The sequence below is a fragment of the Mycobacterium sp. 1164985.4 genome, assembly GCF_001668575.1.
GTDB lineage: Bacteria > Actinomycetota > Actinomycetes > Mycobacteriales > Mycobacteriaceae > Mycobacterium.
Genome location: NZ_LZMD01000092.1, coordinates 1 through 15,765, shown reverse-complemented (window position 1 = coordinate 15,765; position 15,765 = coordinate 1). Strand labels below are relative to the sequence as shown.

Genomic DNA, 15,765 nt, shown 5'->3' with positions numbered 1-15,765 from the left:
ACTACCGTCGAGTGATGCGGATCTCCTCCGTGACGAGGGTGATGGCCCCGCTGACCGGGTTGGTGCTGGTGTTGGCCGGATGCTCCGCAGACGAGCGCACCGAACCCGAAGCCTCGGGACCGTGCGCGATCGTCGAGAACGGCACCCCGGTGGTCAAGACCACCGCCGCAGCCGTCCCCGGTTCCCCTCCCACCTCCAGGGACATCTCCACCAACCCTGAGGTGGCCACGGGGTACCGCAGCGACATGACGCCGGTGCGCACCAGCAGCTTCTCCGTCGCCACCGCAAACCCGTCGGCCACCCAGGCCGCGTGTGAAGTGCTGCGCGACGGCGGCACCGCGGCGGACGCGCTCGTCACCGCGCAGGCCGTGCTCGGCCTCGTCGAGCCACAGGCTTCCGGCCTTGGCGGCGGAGGCTTCCTGCTCTACTTCGACGCGGCGTCCGGAAGGGTCCAGGCGTACGACGGGCGTGAGGTCGCGCCGGCCGCCGCGACCGAGAACTATCTGCGCTGGGTCTCCGATGCCGACCGCACGGAACCCAAGCCGGACGCCAGGGCCTCCGGACGCTCGATCGGCGTACCGGGCATTCTGCGGATGCTGACCGACGTCCACGCCGAGCACGGCAAGACGGGCTGGCGCGACCTTTTCGCCCCCGCCGTCCGGCTGGCCGACGACGGCTTCGACATCAGCGCCCGGCTCGCGGCGGCCATCGAGGACGCGGCACCTGAGCTCAAGCTCGACCGCGAAGCCGCCGAATACTTTCTCGAATCCGACGGCAGCCCCAAAACGGAGGGCACCCGACTGACCAACCCCGCGTACTCGAAAACGTTGGGCGTCATCGCAACCGACCCCCAGTCGTTCTACACCGGCGCGATCGCCCGCAACATCGTCGCGGCGGCGACCGACGGCTCCGGCGGCCGCACACCCAGCCTGATGACCGCCGAGGACCTCGCCGGCTATACGGCCAAGAAACGTGAACCGCTGTGTGCGCCGTACCGCGGCCGGGAGGTGTGCGGGATGCCGCCACCGTCGTCCGGCGGCATCGCGGTCCTGGCCACGCTCGGCATCCTCGAACACTTCCCGATGGCAGATCACAAGCCCACCGACATCGATCGCAACGGCGGTCGGCCCTCCGTCATGGGCGTGCACCTGATCTCCGAGGCGGAACGGCTGGCGTACGCCGACCGCGACAAGTATGTCGCGGACACCGATTTCGTTCCGCTGCCCGGCGGTTCCCCCGAGACGCTGCTCGGCAGCGACTACCTCGCCGGGCGCGCCGCGCTGATCTCCGAACAGCACAGCATGGGCACCGCCAAAGCCGGCGAGTTCGGGCCGCCGACCAGTCCGGCGCCGCCGGTTCCCGAACACGGCACCAGCCAGGTCAGCATCGTCGACTCGCAGGGCAACGCCGCGTCGTTGACCACCACGGTGGAATCCGCGTTCGGCTCGTTCCACATGGTCGACGGGTTCATCCTCAACAACCAGCTCACCGACTTCTCGGCCGAACCCACCGGCCCCGACGGAACATCGGTCGCCAACCGCGTCCAGCCCGGAAAGCGGCCCCGCAGCACGATGGCGCCGACGCTGATCTTCGACCAGGCGCAGGGTGGACAACGTGGCGACCTGTACGCCGTGCTCGGTTCGCCCGGCGGCGCGGTGATCATCCAGTTCGTGGCGAAAACAATTGTGGGGATGCTGGATTGGGGGCTCGATCCGCAGCAGGCCGTGTCGATGGTCGACTTCGGTGCCGCCAACACGCCGAAGACCAATATCGGCGGCGAGCATCCGATCATCGACATCTCCGGCCCACCAGGATTGGCTGGCGACCATGACCCGCTCGTGCGGGGCTTGCGCGAACTCGGCCACCAGGTGGATCTGGCCGACCAATCGAGCGGCCTGTCGGCGATCACCCGAGACAGCGCGGGCCTCATCGGTGGTGCGGATCCGCGCCGGGAAGGGTTGGTCATGGGCGACACCCGATGACCGAACGCATTGCCCGCCTGGGCGAAACCGACTGGCGGGTCTTCGCCACCGTTCGGATGAGGGCGCTGGCCGACTCGCTGGGCGAGAACGACCCGAGCTATCGCGACGAGGCCGCCTTCACCGCCGCGCAGTGGCGCCGACGGCTACGCGACCATGCGCAGTTCGTCGCCCTGATCGGCGAGCGTCCAGTCGGCCTGATCGGGGCGCAACAGGAGAACGCCGAGGCCGTGTACCTGTACTCGCTGTGGCTCGATCCGGCGGTCCGCGGGCGCGGGCTGGCGAAGCAGTTGGTCGCGGCGGCGCTCGACTGGGCGCGCAGCAGCAACGTGCACACCGTCCGGTTGCGCGTGGCGACCGACAATGCGGCGGCGCGCCAGGTGTACGAGAGCATCGGGTTCACGGTCGCAGAGGATCAAACCAAGTCCATCGCCGACGAACTGGCGATGTCGCTCAGCGTGAGTTGAGGCCCTTGTAGTGCTCGAGCACGCCGCGAACGCGGTCCATCGCGTCCACCGCGCGGTCCTTGTCAACGGCCTGGATCGCCATGATCGGGATGTACTCGTCGTCGGGCAGATCCACACGGGCCCACCGCGCACCCCGCGGGAACGAGATGTCGACGACCTCGGACCAGGGAATCACCTTGTCGGCAACCAGATTTCGTACCGCCACACCCGATGCGCCCGCCCGCAGCCGGGGACGCGCGAACATCAACACCACCGCGGCGATGACGACACCGAGCAGCGCGATCGCAACCTGGTCGGCGGTGCGGAAGATCACCCCGGTGGAGCCCACCTTCAGCAGCGCGCCGACCGTGACATGCGCGATGAGGATCAGCGCTGCGGCCGTGTAAGCGAAATACGGTGCCAGGTGAGGGCGTACCTCGACATCCCAGTCGGTCATGAGCCCGAACGCAGGTTCCGCAACGTCAGCGCGGTGGACAGGGCCGCGGCCGCCGCCTGCGCGCCCTTGTCTTCGGACGACGAGGGCAGGCCGGCCCGGTCGAGGGCCTGCTGTTCGGTGTTCGTCGTCAGCACGCCATTGGCCACCGGCGTCGACGCGTCCAGCGACACCCGGGTCAAGCCCTGGGTCACCGCGTCGCACACGTAGTCGAAATGCGGTGTCTCACCGCGGATCACCACACCGAGCGCCACAACCGCGTCATGAGTGGCCGCCAAAGCCTGTGCCACGACGGGAATCTCGATGGCACCGAGCACCCGCACGACCGTGGGATTGTCGAGGCCGGCATCCGCAGCGACCTTGAGCGCGCCGTCGAGCAGGGCATCGCAGATGGTCTCGTGCCAGGTGCTGGCCACGACGGCAAGCTTGAGTCCCGATCCGTCGATGTGTGGGAGATCGGGTACGCCCGTACCGCTCACAGGGCTCCGCCGAGATCGGTCGGCCGGCGATCACCGAGCAGGTACACGCCCTCGTCGTAGTCGGCCATGGTGGTCGCCTCGTGGTAATCGTCGAGGCCGCTCAGGTCGTGGCCCATCCGGTCGCGCTTGGTCATCAGGTAGCGGATGTTCTCTTTGTTGGCGCGCACCGGCAGCGGCACACGTTCGATGATGTGCAGCCCGTAGCCGTCGAGCCCGACGCGCTTGGCGGGGTTGTTGGTCAGCAGACGCATCGACCGCACACCGAGATCGACGAGGATCTGCGCGCCGATACCGTAGTCGCGGGCGTCGGCGGGCAGGCCGAGCTTGAGGTTGGCGTCGACGGTGTCGTCGCCGGCGTCCTGAAGTTGATACGCCTGCAGCTTGTGCATGAGGCCGATGCCCCGACCCTCATGTCCGCGCATGTACAGCACGATGCCGCGGCCTTCGCGGGCGACCATCGCCATCGCCGCGTCGAGTTGGGGTCCGCAGTCGCAGCGCTGGGAACCGAACACGTCGCCGGTGAGGCATTCCGAGTGCACGCGCACCAGCACGTCATGGCCGTCGCTGGTCGGACCCGCGACGTCACCCTTGACCAGCGCGACGTGCTCGACGTCGTCATAGATGCTGGTGTAGCCGACGGCGCGGAATTCGCCGTGGCGGGTCGGAATCCGGGCCTCGGCGATGCGCTCGATGTGCTTCTCATGCTTGCGCCGCCACTCGATCAGGTCGGCGATCGAGATCAGCGCGAGGTCGTGTTCGTCGGCGAAGATGCGCAGCTCGTCGGTCTGCGCCATCGAGCCTTCGTCTTTCTGGCTGACGATCTCGCAGATCGCACCGGCGGGTTGCAGCCCGGCGAGTCGCGCCAGGTCGACCGCGGCCTCGGTGTGGCCCGGGCGGCGCAGCACCCCACCGTCCTTCGCGCGCAGCGGCACGACGTGCCCCGGTTTGGTGAAATCGTCGGCGATGCTCGACGGATCCGCCAGCAGGCGCATCGTCGTCGCGCGGTCTGCGGCTGAGATACCCGTCCCCACACCGTTTTTTGCGTCCACGGTGACGGTGTAGGCGGTGCCGTGCTTGTCCTGGTTGACCGCGTACATCGGCAGCAGGCCGAGCTTGTCGCAGATCGCCCCGTCCAGCGGCACACAGAGGTAACCGGAGGTGTAGCGGACCATGAACGCGACGAGTTCGGGGGTCGCCTTCTCGGCGGCGAAGATGAGGTCGCCCTCGTTCTCGCGATCCTCATCGTCGATCACGACGACGGCCTTGCCCGCGGCGATATCGGCCACCGCGCGCTCAACAGTGTCAAGCCTCGTCACCACATCAGTATGAACCACCGGGGTCCAAAACTTATTGCCGGTCCGCTGACCTGGGGGTATACCGGTGAAGTCAGTGCCGACGGCCGGGCCGGCGATCGGTGTTTCGGTAAACGCTCCTCGACCACGTCGCCTGACGCCTACGCTAATTTCCCGGTCACTTCGAAGAGGTCTTGTATGAAAGCGTCACGCATCACCGCCCGGAGGCTGCTGATCGCCGCGTGTGCCGTGGCCGCCTCCGGATTCTTCTTCGCCTCCGCTCCCGCGACCGCCGAGCCGTTCGATCCGGCCCCACCCGGGCCTTCCGGCGGTGCGTCGGACGTGATCCCGGCGGTGGGGGTGCTCGAAGGTATGTGGAGGACATACGTTCCCCCTGATGCCGCGCCGCCCGACCAGATGGCGTCAGTTGATCGGTTCTTCAGCGATTTCGTACCGAATCCCGCGCAAGTCGGCGCCTTGTTTGGATTTCTTGAACACTTCCGTGCACCCATGCCGATCCCGGGGCCAATCGCGTAGGAGGACGCGGCTACACAGCAATGGTTTCTAATGCCGACGCGGCCCTTTGGCCGTCCGTTCGGTGGGGACCGCTACACCGTTGTCAGCAACGCCGGCGGCGTTCGCATCGACATCATCGGCAGTCGGCACGCTACGCCGTCGATACAGCCGACTGCATAGGACGCACACCACGCATGGGAGACCCCGAAAGTCGTGCTTGGCTAATCGGTTTCGGGTGACAGCAACCGCTCGACGTATTTAGCGATCACGTCCACCTCGAGATTGACCAACGTGCCGACCTCGGCACGGCCGAGAATCGTGAGATCAAGCGTCGTGGGGATCAACGACACCTCGAACCAGTCGTGTCCGAGCCCGGACACCGTCAGCGAGACACCGTCGACGGTGATGGAGCCCTTCTCGACGACGTACCGCGACAGCGCGGTCGGCAGTGCGACGCGCACCACGGTCCAGCGCTGCGACGGAGAGCGCGCGATGACATGACCAGTGCCGTCGACATGTCCCTGCACGATGTGCCCGCCGAGGCGGCTGTTCACCGCCGCGGCGCGCTCGAGGTTGACCCTGCTGCCCACCCCGAGTCGGCCGAGGCTCGACCGGTTCAGCGTTTCGCCGATCACATCGGTGGTGAATGTCGCTTCCGGTTGCACCTCGACGACGGTGAGGCAGACACCGTTCACCGCGATCGAGTCACCGTGGCGCGCATCGGAGGCGACGAGGGGCCCGCGGATGGCGAGCCGCGCGATATCGCCGAGATCCTCTTTGCCGACAACCTCGCCGACCTCTTCGACGATTCCGGTGAACACGCCGCCAGACTATAGGGTGGTGCGGCCGACTCACGGGATGACGGCTTTCCGCCGGAACGTTTCGCCGCGGCACCGCCGCCGTGAATTTTCCGAAACTCGGAAAAGTCGAGGTTAGGAGTGGTGTTTAGGTACACGCCCATGCCCCGCGAACCGCGCCCGTGCACCCGCACCCTCTACCATGCAGTCATGCCCAAGCGCGTCGTGTTGATCTTGTTAGCCCTCGCCACCGCCGTCGTTGTCTTCGCGGGGTGCTCCAAGTCCGAGGAGCCCGCCAAGGACCTGCCCGATGCTGCGACGCTCCTGCAGCAATCGAGCCAGACCACTCAGAACCAGACAAGCGCGCATATCAAGCTGACAGTGGACGGTAAGAGCGAAAAGCTGCCGATCGAGTTGCTGGAAGGCGATCTGAGCAACGCGCCGACGTTTACGGCGGAAGGAAAAGTCAATCTTCTGATGATGGGGCAGCGCCTCGAGGGCGTGCAGTTCGCGGTCGTCGACGGCGACCTTTACGCCTCGATGACCCCGGGTGCCGGGTTGTCGAACTTCGGCCCCGCCGCAGACATCTACGACGCCTCGCTGATCCTCAACCCGCAGACTGGCGTTGGCAACGTGCTGGCCAACTTCTCGGATCCCAAGGCCGAGGGCCGCGAGGACATCAACGGGGTCCGGACCGTTCGCATCACCGGAAACGTCAGCGCGGACGCCGTGAACAAGATCGCGCCGCAAATTGCAGCGACCGGCCCGGTGCCGGGGACCGCTTGGATCGCCGAAGACGGCGACCACAAGCTGGTTCAGGTGAAGTTGCAGACCGAGTCCGACTCCAGCGTCACCATGGCGTTGTCTGAGTGGGGCAAGCCAGTGACGGTCGCCAAGCCGCCGGCCGCCTGATGTCGATTTCAGAATCTACAGACACCAAAACCGCTGCGACGACGGCGTCGAACCGCCGGATTGCGATCAGTGCGGGCGGCCTCGCGGTGTTGCTCGGCGCACTCGACACGTACGTCGTCGTCGCCATCATCCGGGACATCATCGTCGACCTCAGCATTCCGCTGAACCAGTTGCAACGGGTCACACCGATCATCACGTGTTATCTGCTGGGCTACATCGCCGCGATGCCGCTGCTGGGCCGTGCCTCCGACCGGTTCGGCCGCAAGTTCATCCTCCAGCTGAGCCTGGCTGGGTTCGCCGTCGGCTCCGTCGTCACGGCCTTGTCGAACGACCTCGTTCCCATGGTGATCGGCCGAACTATTCAGGGCGTCGCCAGTGGCGCGTTGCTGCCGGTCACGCTGGCACTGGCCGCCGATCTGTGGTCCACCCGTAACCGAGCGTCGGTGTTGGGCGGGATCGGCGCCGCCCAGGAGCTCGGCAGCGTGCTGGGCCCGCTCTACGGCATCGCCGTCGTCGCGGCGTTGAGCACCTGGCGCGACGTGTTCTGGATTAACGTGCCGCTTGCGGCCATCGCCATGCTGTTGATCCACTTCAGCCTGCCCGCCCGGCTGAAAACCGAAGATCCGGAGCGCGTTGACGTGGTCGGCGGCGTGCTGCTGGCGGTCGCGCTCGGGCTGACGGTGATCGGGTTGTACAACCCCGCGCCGGACGGCCGCAAGATCCTGCCGAGCTACGGGCTGCCGGTGCTCCTGATCGCGACGGTAGCCCTCGTGGGGTTCTTCGTGTGGGAGCGGTTCGCCCGCACGCGGCTGATCGAACCGGCCGGCGTCCATTTCCGGCCGTTCCTGGCCGCCCTGGGCGCCTCGCTGTGTGCCGGTGCTGCGCTGATGGTGACGCTCGTCAACGTCGAGTTGTTCGGGCAGGGAGTGCTCGCCAAGGATCAGACCGGAGCTGTGCTTCTGCTGCTGCGCTTCTTGATCGCGCTCCCGATCGGCGCCGTGGTCGGGGGATGGATCGCGACCCGCATCGGGGACCGACTGGTCGCCTTCGCCGGCCTGATGATCGCGGCAGGCGGTTACTGGTTGGTGTCAAACTGGGGCGTTGACGTCCTGACCACACATCACGACCTCGGCTTTATTGCCCTGCCGGTACTCGACACGGACTTGGCGATCGCCGGCTTCGGCCTCGGTCTCGTGATCGGACCGCTCACGTCCGCAACGCTCCGGGTGGTTCCTGCTGCTCAGCACGGCATCGCATCGGCTGCCGTCGTGGTGGCGCGGATGATCGGCATGTTGATCGGCCTGGCCGCGCTGACCGCCTGGGGGTTGTACAAGTTCAACCAGTATCTCCAGGAGCGCCTCGACGTCCTGCCTGCCCCGGCGGCGGACACCCCCGGCGGGCTATTGGCCGCTCAGGCCGCCCGGCTAGCCCGGGCAAACGTGGAAGCGTACACGATGCAATATGGCGTCATCTTCCTGGCGACAGCTGTCGTATGCGTGGTCGGCGCTTTGCTCGGATTGGTGATCAGCGGACGGACCGAGCACGCTGACGACGACGGAGTGGGTGGCTCCTAGCAGCGCTCGAGGCCCGGACGCAGCAGCTTGGGCTCGGCCGAACTACTCTCGTGTTCGGCGGGTTGCGTTGTCTGACCTCGAAAGGTGCCACAAATCAGCGCCCTCAGGGTGCGGGGGTACATCGGGCGATCAGTAAGCCAGTCCTGCAGTGCAGTCATGGGTCGTCCTTCGTTCGTGCTCACCAGCGCGCAAATCGTCGGTGAAAGCGCGATTGCGGAGGGCCTGTCGGGCCCACTCTGGTACGAGTGTACCGAGGTAATCGCACTGATTGACTCCTAGACGCGCGGGGTATGCGTGGCATCACACCTACCTCAACGGAGAAAGCTGATGGCAAGTTCACTGAATGGCAAGAAGATTGCGTTCCTGGTCGCCCCCGAAGGTGTGGAGCAGGTCGAGCTGACCGAGCCGTGGAAGGCCGTCGAGCAGGCCGGAGGCACCCCCGAACTGGTGTCGACGGAGGTCGGCAAGATTCAGGCGTTCAACCACTTGACCCCGGCCGACACCTTCGACGCCGAGAAGTCCGCCGACGACGTGTCGGCGTCCGACTACGCCGCGCTGGTGCTGCCCGGCGGCGTCGCCAACCCCGACAACCTGCGGATGAACGGCGACGCGGTCGCGTTCGCGAAGAGCTTCTTCGATGCGGGAAAACCGGTCGCGGTGATCTGTCACGGGCCGTGGACGCTCATCGAGGCCGACGTGGTGCGGGGACGCACCATCACGTCGTGGCCCAGCGTGAAGACCGACCTGGTGAACGCCGGCGCCAATTGGGTCGACGACGAAGTCGTCGAATGCTCGCGTGGGCCAAACACTTTGGTGTCCAGCCGCAAGCCGGATGACCTGCCCGCATTCTGTAACACGTTGGTCAGCGCTTTCGCGAAGTAGCCGAAACCCGACGCGCCGACCAACGTCGCCGGGGTAACGTCGCCGACATGCTCATCGCCGCGCTGCGCGACATGCAGTGGCGACGGCGACGTTTCGCCATCGCGGTGCTGTCCACGGCGATCATTTTCGGGATGACGCTGGCTCTCACGGGTCTGGCCAACGGTTTCCAGACCGAGGCCCGGCGCACCGTCGACTCCCTCGGAGTGGACCAGTTCATCGTCAAGGCCGGCGCATCCGGCCCGTTCGTCGGCGCCACGCCGTTCGCGCCGGTGGAATTGCGCCGCATCGCCGGGGCGCCCGGTGTCGACGCCGCAGCTCCCCTGGCCTATGCCGGCGGCACCGCGACGCTCGACGGGGATACCCGCAACGTCGACATCTTCGGCGCGCCCGAGCGTGGACCGGGGATGCCGCCGGTCATCGAGGGACGTGCGCCCGCGGTCCCGGGCGAGGTCGCGGTGTCGACGACGCTGGGCCGCGGCCTCGGCGACGAGGTCGAGATCGCCTCACAGCGGCTGCGGATCGTCGGCCTGGTGGAGAACTCGACCGCGTTGGCGAACCTGCCCAACGTCTTTCTCACCACAGAGGGCGCGCAGGAGTTGGTGTACGGGGGTGAGCCACTGGTTGCCTCCATCGGTGTGCGCGGTTCGCTGGAGCGCGTGCCGCGCGGATATCGGGCGGTCGATCGCGCCGGGGCCATTGATGATCTGCTGCGACCGTTGAAGGTGGCGGTCAATTCGATCACGATCGTCGCGGTCCTGCTGTGGATCGTCGCGGCGCTGATCGTGGGGTCGGTGGTCTATCTGTCGGCGTTGGAACGGCTACGGGACTTCGCCGTTTTCAAGGCGATTGGGGTGCCGACACGTTCGGTGATGGCCGGGCTCGCCCTGCAGGCAGTGATCGTGGCGCTGCTGGCCGCGCTGGTCGGGGCCGGGCTCTCGCTGCTGCTCGGACCACTGTTCCCGATGCAAGTGATCATCCCCACGCAGGCGTTCGTCGCGCTGCCGGTGGTCGCGGTGGCGATCGGTCTCATCGCCAGCGCGGCCGGACTGCGCCGCGCGGTATCCGTCGATCCCGCACTGGCTTTCGGGGGGCCCTGACCGATGGGCGATCTGTCGATTCAAAACCTCGCGGTCGAATACACCAGCGGCGGACACACCGTGCGCCCGATCGACGGCCTAAACCTCGACGTGCCTGCGGGATCGTTGGTGATCCTGATGGGCCCCAGCGGATGCGGGAAGACCACGCTGTTGTCGTGTCTCGGCGGAATCCTCCAACCCAACACGGGCGCAATCAAGTTCGGCGACGTCGACGTGACGTCGCTGAGCGCCAAGGAGCTTGCGACCTATCGACGCGAGACAGTGGGCTTCGTGTTCCAGGCTTTCAACCTGGTGCCCAGCCTCACCGCGGTCGAGAACGTGATGGTGCCGTTGCGCGCATCGGGTACGTCGCGCCGCGCTTCTCGCAAACGCGCCGAACAGCTCCTGGCCCGCGTGGGTCTGGAGGACCGCCTGGACCACCGGCCGGGCGACCTCAGCGGCGGACAGCAGCAGCGCGTGGCGGTGGCCCGGGCCATCGCGCTCGATCCCCCGCTGATCCTGGCCGACGAGCCCACCGCGCACCTGGATTTCATCCAGGTCGAGGAGGTGCTCAAGCTGATTCGCGAACTCGCCTCCGGCACCCGGATGGTCGTCGTCGCCACACACGACAGCCGGATCCTTCCGCTCGCCGACCGCGTCGTCGAGATGGTGCCCAACTTCGCCTCCGCCGACCGTCCGCCGGAGACGGTGGCGTTGGAGGTCGGTCAGGTGCTCTTCGAACAGGGCACCATGGGCGACCTGATCTACATCGTGGACGACGGCGAGATCGAGATCGTGCGCGAACTGCCCGGCGGTGGTGAGGAATTGCTGAAATCGGCTGGCAAAGGCGACTACTTCGGAGAGATCGGGCCGCTGTTCCACCTGCCTCGGTCGGCGACCGCTCGCGCCCGCACCGACGCGACGGTCGTGGGCCACACCGTGCAGGCGTTCCGAGAACGTCTGGGGATGGCGGGAGTTCGCGACCTGATTGAGCACCGCCCGCTGAGCGGCGAATCAGACGAGGACCCGCTGAGCGGCGAATCAGACGAGGCTACGCCGGAATGAGGCTCAGCAGAACGTCGGGACCGATCGGCTCGATCCCATCGAAGCGCCACCGCTGCGCATGCGCGATGCTCAACACACCCACGTCGTCCACCGCGGTGATCGGACCGCCGAGCAGAATGGGCGCGACGTAGGCCAAGATCCGGTCGATCACGCCAGCGCGCAGGAAGGCGCCCGCCAACGTCGGACCGCCCTCGAGCAGCACATCGGTCCGATCCGACAGGGCCTTGATCACCTCGTGGGGATCACGGGTGCGGATCACCATCGTGCGTGAGTCGTCGTTGAGAACCCGTGCCTCCTGCGAGATCTCACGTTCGCCGACGACGACACGCAACGGCTGACGCTCGGCCAGCGAACCGTCGGGAAGGCGGGCCGTCAGCGTCGGGTCGTCGACGAACACAGTCCCGGTGCCCACCACGATCGCGTCGGCGACCGCACGCCTGCGGTGCACGTCCGCGCGAGCGGCTTCGCTTGTGATCCATTGGCTGCTGCCGTCGGCGGCCGCGCTGCGGCCGTCCACGCTCGTCGCGAATTTCCATGTCACATGCGGAGATCCGGTGCGTTGTTTGTGCAGCCACTCGCGCAGTGGGCCACCGGCCACGGCGTCGACGAGTACTCCGGCTGTCACGGCGATCTCGGACTCGGCGAGGCGTGCGGCCCCTCCCGCGGCGATCGGGTTCGGGTCGCCGACCGCGTAGGCGACTGCCGAAACACCCGCGGCGACAAGCGCGTCCACGCACGGCGGCGTCCTGCCGTGATGGTTGCACGGTTCGAGCGTGACGACGGCGGTGCCGCCCGCGGCGCGCTCGCCAGACCTGCGCAGCGCGAGCACCTCGGCGTGCGGACCGCCTGGGGGTTCGGTCGCGCCCACGCCGGCCACCTCGCCGTCGCGGTCCAGGATCACCGCTCCGACGGGCGGATTGGGGTAGGTCGTGCCCTTGACCTTCTCGGCCTGCTGAATCGCCAGCCGCATCGCGGCTTCGAGGTTCATGCCCGCAGATGCTTGGACGCCGCGGCGGCCTGCCTGCGCAGGGACTCCACCGCCGCCGCCGGATCCTCCGCGCTGTAGACGGCCGATCCCGCGACGAAGCAGTCCACGCCGGCCTCGGCCGCCTGCTCGATGGTGTCGGCGTTGATGCCGCCGTCGATCTCGACGACGATCGTCAACTCACCCGCGTCCACGAGTCGCCGGGCGGTGCCGACCTTGACCAGCACCTCCGGGATGAACTTCTGGCCGCCGAAACCCGGCTCCACCGACATGATCAGCAGCGTGTCGAATTCCGGCAGGATCTCCAGGTAGGGCTCCAGCGGAGTACCGGGCTTGACCGAGAGGCCCGCCTTGGCCCCGGCCGCCCGGATGTCGCGGGCGACGCCGACCGGGTTGTCGGTGGCCTCGGCGTGGAAGGTGACGTTGTAGGCGCCCGCCTCGGCATACGGCGGTGCCCATCGGTCGGGGTTCTCGATCATCAGGTGGCAGTCCATCGGGATGTCGGTCACCTTCAGCAGCGACTCGACAACCGGCTGACCGATCGTCAGGTTCGGGACGAAGTGGTTGTCCATCACGTCGACGTGCAGCCAGTCCGCACCCTGCACCGCCTCGGCCTCCTCGGCGAGTCTGGCGAAGTCGGCAGCCAGGATCGACGGCGCGATCAGGGGTCCAGCCATGGGCCTACCCTACTTTGAGCGCGGCGGCGAACATCGCATCGGTGCCGTGGCGGTGCGGCCACAACTGCACGTGCGGGCCGTCGCCGAGACCGTCGACGGGCGCGAAGAGCGGCCGGGTGTCCACGGCCGTCACGGGATGCCGGCGCAGCGCGTCCGAGACGACGCCGACCGTCTCGGCGAGATGCGGCGAACAGGTGGCGTAGAGCACCACGCCGCCCGGCCGCGTCAGCCGGATCGCCGATGCGAGGAGTTCGCGTTGCAGTTTGGCCAGGGGCGGCACGTCGTTCGGCTTGCGTCGCCAGCGCGCCTCGGGCCTGCGCCGCAGCGCCCCGAGGCCGGTGCACGGCGCGTCCACCAGCACGCGGTCGAAACCCGGCTCGATGCCGGGGTCGCGGCCGTCGACGCTCAGCACGTCGACCGGCAGGCCGCGGGTGTTCTGCTCCACGAGGTCGGCGCGCGCGGGTGCCGGTTCGACCGCGGTGACCCGGGCGCCGTGCGGCGCGAGTGCGGCCAGCAGCGCGGTCTTTCCGCCGGGGCCGGAACACAGGTCCAGCCATCGGCCGCCGTCGGTGCCGTCGACCTCCGCCAGGGTCAGTGCCCGCGCCACGAGTTGGCTGCCCTCGTCCTGGACCAGCGCGGCGCCGTCTCGCACGGCCTGCACTCGGCCCGGGTCGCCTCCGGCGAGGTACACCGCGTACGGCGAATACCGGCCGACACTGCCGTCGACCTGCGCCGCCAGCTCCGCGGCGGTCAGCGCCCCCGGACGGGCGGCGAGGTGAACCGCGGGTCGGGCGTCGTCGCTGGCCAGCAGCGCATCGAGCTGACCGGCGTCGGCGCCGAGCGCATCGGCGAAGGCCTGAGCGATCCACCGGGGGTGTGCGTGGACGAATGCCGCATGCCCGATCGGATCGGAAGCCGCGTCCGGTGCCAGTTCCGCGATCCAGCCCTCTTCGTCGCGCGACGCGATCGTGCGCAGCACACCGTTGACGAAACCCGCACGAGCCGTGTCGAATTCGATGCCAGCCTGCTCGACGGTGGTGGACACCGCGGCATGTTGTTCGACCCGCGTACGCAGCAGTTGGTAGGCGCCGAGCCGCAGCAGGTCGAGCAGGACGGGGTCGATCTTGTCGGTCGGACGGCCCGCGGCGCCGGCGATGACTGCGTCCAGCAGGCCCCGAGTCCGGCAGGCGCCGTAGGCGAGTTCGGTGGCGAAGGCCGCGTCGCGGCCGCTGATGCCGCGATCGCGCAGGATCGGCGGCAACGCAAGATTGGCGTAGGCGTCCTTCTCCGAGACGGCACGCAGCACGTCGAACGCGGCGCGACGCGCCGGATCGAGCGGCTTGCGTCGTTGCGGTCGACGGTTGCGCGGCCGGGTCATTCGGCTCGCACCGTGTCGTCCAGACGGGCGCCGCGGGCCCAGTCGGCCGCGTTCATCGGTTTCTTGCCGGGCGGCTGGATGAGACCGAGGCGCACAGGGGCGGATGCGGTACCGATGCGCACCCCGTCGCGGGCGGCCCGGATCGCACCGGGCTGCAGGTGTTCGGCCGCCTCCTCGACGGTGACGGGGCCGAGTTTGACCCTCAGGTCGCCGATCATCGTCCAGGCACCGGGATTCGGTGTTACCGCACGGATCCGTCGCTCGACGACGTGCGCGGGTAGATCCCATCGCACCCTGGCCTCGTCGACGGTGATCTTCGGGGCGATGGTCACCCCCTCCAAGGGCTGCGGCACTGCGGTCAGCGTGCCGTCGGCGATGCCGTCGAGCGTGTGGCTCAACAGCTCGGCACCCGAGATCGACAGTCGCTCAAGCAGATCACCGGCAGTGTCGGTCGGCCGGATGGTCTCGGTGACGACGCCGTAGACGGGACCGGAGTCGAGCGCGGGTTCGATGAGGAACGTCGTCGCACCGGTCACGGTGTCGCCCGCGGCGATCGCGGCCTGCACCGGCGCCGCCCCACGCCAGGCGGGCAGCACGGAGAAGTGCAGGTTCACCCAGCCGCGCTCGGGCACCGCGAGGAGCGGCTCGCGCAGCAGCGCGCCGTAGGCGACCACCGCGCAGCATTCCGGTGCCAGCTCGGTCAGTTCGGCGACGAACTCGTCGGAGTTCGGCTTCGACGGCCGCAGCACCGGGATCCCGTGCTCGAGCGCCAGCCGCGCAACCGGGGACGGTGCCGGCTTGCCGCGCCGGCCGGCCGCCGCGTCGGGGCGGGTCAACACCGCGATGACGTCGTGACGTGGCGATTCGATGAGTCGGCGCAGCGGCGGCAGGGCGGGTTCCGGGGTGCCGGCGAAGACGATGCGCACCGGGCCAGTCTAGAGACGACGCTCAGCCGCCTCCCAGCGCTCAGCGTGGGGTCTGGTAATACTCTCGCTCGGACACACCGGTCAGCGGGGCGACGAACATCCACGGGATCGTGGTGAGCGACCGGTTCAGGGTCGCGACCGCGTCGTTGTAGTACTGCCGCGCGAACGCCAGCTTGTTCTCGCTGTCCGTCAGATTCTCCTGCAGGTTCAGGAAGTTGTTCGACGAGTTGAGCTGTGGGTACTGCTGGCCGAGCGCCAACAGTGGCGCCAGTGCGGTGTCGAGTTCCTTCTCGGCCGCGCTGCGCTGTGCCACCGACTTGCCGGTGG

The 15,765-nt window shown here is 68.0% G+C and carries 17 protein-coding genes; 8 read left to right on the top strand and 9 right to left on the bottom strand.

The window, feature by feature from the left end:
* Nucleotides 1-14 precede the first annotated feature (14 nt).
* Both A5650_RS21275 and A5650_RS21270 read left to right on the top strand, forming a co-directional pair.
* Nucleotides 15-1,982: a gamma-glutamyltransferase family protein gene (locus tag A5650_RS21275; protein WP_197501944.1), complete on the top strand. Its 1,968-nt coding sequence runs from the start codon at nt 15-17 to the stop codon at nt 1,980-1,982.
* Nucleotides 1,979-2,446 carry a GNAT family N-acetyltransferase gene (locus tag A5650_RS21270; protein ID WP_067296316.1) on the top strand — a complete coding sequence of 156 codons (468 nt, stop codon included), beginning with the start codon at nt 1,979-1,981 and terminating at the stop codon, nt 2,444-2,446. Before A5650_RS21275 ends, A5650_RS21270 begins: the two co-directional genes overlap by 4 nt.
* Here A5650_RS21270 and A5650_RS21265 read toward each other — a convergent pair.
* From A5650_RS21265 to A5650_RS21255, 3 genes are read right to left on the bottom strand one after another with little or no spacing between them, the layout of a single operon-like run.
* The gene (locus A5650_RS21265; RefSeq protein WP_067087611.1) at nt 2,433-2,882 is read right to left on the bottom strand and encodes a PH domain-containing protein; all 450 of its coding nucleotides are present in this window, start codon (nt 2,880-2,882) and stop codon (nt 2,433-2,435) included. The genes A5650_RS21270 and A5650_RS21265 overlap by 14 nt on opposite strands.
* Nucleotides 2,879-3,358 (bottom strand): 6,7-dimethyl-8-ribityllumazine synthase, encoded by a 480-nt coding sequence (gene ribH / locus A5650_RS21260; RefSeq protein WP_067087609.1) that lies wholly within the window; start codon nt 3,356-3,358, stop codon nt 2,879-2,881. The genes A5650_RS21265 and ribH overlap by 4 nt, the downstream gene beginning before the upstream one ends.
* Nucleotides 3,355-4,674 (bottom strand): bifunctional 3,4-dihydroxy-2-butanone-4-phosphate synthase/GTP cyclohydrolase II, encoded by a 1,320-nt coding sequence (locus A5650_RS21255; protein ID WP_067087638.1) that lies wholly within the window; start codon nt 4,672-4,674, stop codon nt 3,355-3,357. The genes ribH and A5650_RS21255 overlap by 4 nt, the downstream gene beginning before the upstream one ends.
* A gap of 174 nt (nt 4,675-4,848) precedes the next feature.
* Between A5650_RS21255 and A5650_RS21250 the strand changes: the two genes are divergently transcribed.
* Nucleotides 4,849-5,187 carry a hypothetical protein gene (locus tag A5650_RS21250; protein WP_067296313.1) on the top strand — a complete coding sequence of 113 codons (339 nt, stop codon included), beginning with the start codon at nt 4,849-4,851 and terminating at the stop codon, nt 5,185-5,187.
* Nucleotides 5,188-5,387: 200 nt separating this feature from the next.
* Here the strand turns inward: A5650_RS21250 and A5650_RS21245 are convergent, their stop codons facing one another.
* Entirely contained in the window at nt 5,388-5,987 is a 600-nt protein-coding gene (locus A5650_RS21245) for a riboflavin synthase (protein ID WP_067296311.1), read from the bottom strand.
* A 186-nt stretch (nt 5,988-6,173) separates the two neighbouring features.
* Between A5650_RS21245 and A5650_RS21240 the strand changes: the two genes are divergently transcribed.
* The 5 genes from A5650_RS21240 to A5650_RS21220 all read left to right on the top strand — a co-directional run bounded on the left by A5650_RS21240 (nt 6,174) and on the right by A5650_RS21220 (nt 11,472).
* Complete coding sequence (locus A5650_RS21240; RefSeq protein WP_067296402.1) at nt 6,174-6,875, top strand: LppX_LprAFG lipoprotein; 702 nt, start codon at nt 6,174-6,176, stop codon at nt 6,873-6,875.
* A complete protein-coding gene (locus tag A5650_RS21235; protein ID WP_067296398.1) occupies nt 6,875-8,449 on the top strand; it encodes an MFS transporter in 1,575 nt (524 codons plus the stop codon). Before A5650_RS21240 ends, A5650_RS21235 begins: the two co-directional genes overlap by 1 nt.
* Nucleotides 8,450-8,776: 327 nt before the next feature.
* On the top strand, nt 8,777-9,331 hold the full coding sequence (locus tag A5650_RS21230; RefSeq protein ID WP_197501943.1) for a type 1 glutamine amidotransferase domain-containing protein: 555 nt from the start codon (nt 8,777-8,779) through the stop codon (nt 9,329-9,331).
* 47 nt (nt 9,332-9,378) lie between these two features.
* Entirely contained in the window at nt 9,379-10,428 is a 1,050-nt protein-coding gene (locus tag A5650_RS21225; RefSeq protein WP_067296309.1) for an ABC transporter permease, read from the top strand.
* A 3-nt stretch (nt 10,429-10,431) separates the two neighbouring features.
* Nucleotides 10,432-11,472, top strand: a complete 1,041-nt coding sequence (locus A5650_RS21220) for an ABC transporter ATP-binding protein (protein ID WP_067296306.1) — start codon at nt 10,432-10,434, stop codon at nt 11,470-11,472.
* Here A5650_RS21220 and ribD read toward each other — a convergent pair.
* The 5 genes from ribD to A5650_RS21195 form a co-directional block, all read right to left on the bottom strand.
* Nucleotides 11,459-12,460: a bifunctional diaminohydroxyphosphoribosylaminopyrimidine deaminase/5-amino-6-(5-phosphoribosylamino)uracil reductase RibD gene (ribD, locus tag A5650_RS21215; protein WP_067296304.1), complete on the bottom strand. Its 1,002-nt coding sequence runs from the start codon at nt 12,458-12,460 to the stop codon at nt 11,459-11,461. The two genes, A5650_RS21220 and ribD, sit on opposite strands and share 14 nt — an antisense overlap.
* Nucleotides 12,457-13,134 carry a ribulose-phosphate 3-epimerase gene (rpe, locus tag A5650_RS21210; RefSeq protein WP_067296303.1) on the bottom strand — a complete coding sequence of 226 codons (678 nt, stop codon included), beginning with the start codon at nt 13,132-13,134 and terminating at the stop codon, nt 12,457-12,459. The genes ribD and rpe overlap by 4 nt, the downstream gene beginning before the upstream one ends.
* Nucleotides 13,135-13,138: 4 nt before the next feature.
* On the bottom strand, nt 13,139-14,512 hold the full coding sequence (locus A5650_RS21205) for an RsmB/NOP family class I SAM-dependent RNA methyltransferase (RefSeq protein ID WP_067296301.1): 1,374 nt from the start codon (nt 14,510-14,512) through the stop codon (nt 13,139-13,141).
* Nucleotides 14,509-15,438 carry a methionyl-tRNA formyltransferase gene (fmt, locus tag A5650_RS21200; protein WP_067296298.1) on the bottom strand — a complete coding sequence of 310 codons (930 nt, stop codon included), beginning with the start codon at nt 15,436-15,438 and terminating at the stop codon, nt 14,509-14,511. The genes A5650_RS21205 and fmt overlap by 4 nt, the downstream gene beginning before the upstream one ends.
* A gap of 40 nt (nt 15,439-15,478) precedes the next feature.
* On the bottom strand, nt 15,479-15,765 hold a 287-nt coding region (locus A5650_RS21195; RefSeq protein WP_197501942.1), incomplete at its 5' end, for a LemA family protein.

Bases quoted from the DNA above. Each gene is read 5' to 3' on its own strand.
- A5650_RS21275 (WP_197501944.1), top strand. From the start codon at position 15: ATGCGGATCTCCTCCGTGACGAGGGTGATGGCCCCGCTGACCGGGTTG.
- A5650_RS21270 (WP_067296316.1), top strand. From the start codon at position 1,979: ATGACCGAACGCATTGCCCGCCTGGGCGAAACCGACTGGCGGGTCTTC.
- A5650_RS21265 (WP_067087611.1), bottom strand. From the start codon at position 2,882: ATGACCGACTGGGATGTCGAGGTACGCCCTCACCTGGCACCGTATTTC.
- A5650_RS21250 (WP_067296313.1), top strand. From the start codon at position 4,849: ATGAAAGCGTCACGCATCACCGCCCGGAGGCTGCTGATCGCCGCGTGT.
- A5650_RS21240 (WP_067296402.1), top strand. From the start codon at position 6,174: ATGCCCAAGCGCGTCGTGTTGATCTTGTTAGCCCTCGCCACCGCCGTC.
- A5650_RS21235 (WP_067296398.1), top strand. From the start codon at position 6,875: ATGTCGATTTCAGAATCTACAGACACCAAAACCGCTGCGACGACGGCG.
- A5650_RS21230 (WP_197501943.1), top strand. From the start codon at position 8,777: ATGGCAAGTTCACTGAATGGCAAGAAGATTGCGTTCCTGGTCGCCCCC.
- A5650_RS21225 (WP_067296309.1), top strand. From the start codon at position 9,379: ATGCTCATCGCCGCGCTGCGCGACATGCAGTGGCGACGGCGACGTTTC.
- A5650_RS21220 (WP_067296306.1), top strand. From the start codon at position 10,432: ATGGGCGATCTGTCGATTCAAAACCTCGCGGTCGAATACACCAGCGGC.
- ribD (WP_067296304.1), bottom strand. From the start codon at position 12,460: ATGAACCTCGAAGCCGCGATGCGGCTGGCGATTCAGCAGGCCGAGAAG.
- rpe (WP_067296303.1), bottom strand. From the start codon at position 13,134: ATGGCTGGACCCCTGATCGCGCCGTCGATCCTGGCTGCCGACTTCGCC.
- A5650_RS21205 (WP_067296301.1), bottom strand. From the start codon at position 14,512: ATGACCCGGCCGCGCAACCGTCGACCGCAACGACGCAAGCCGCTCGAT.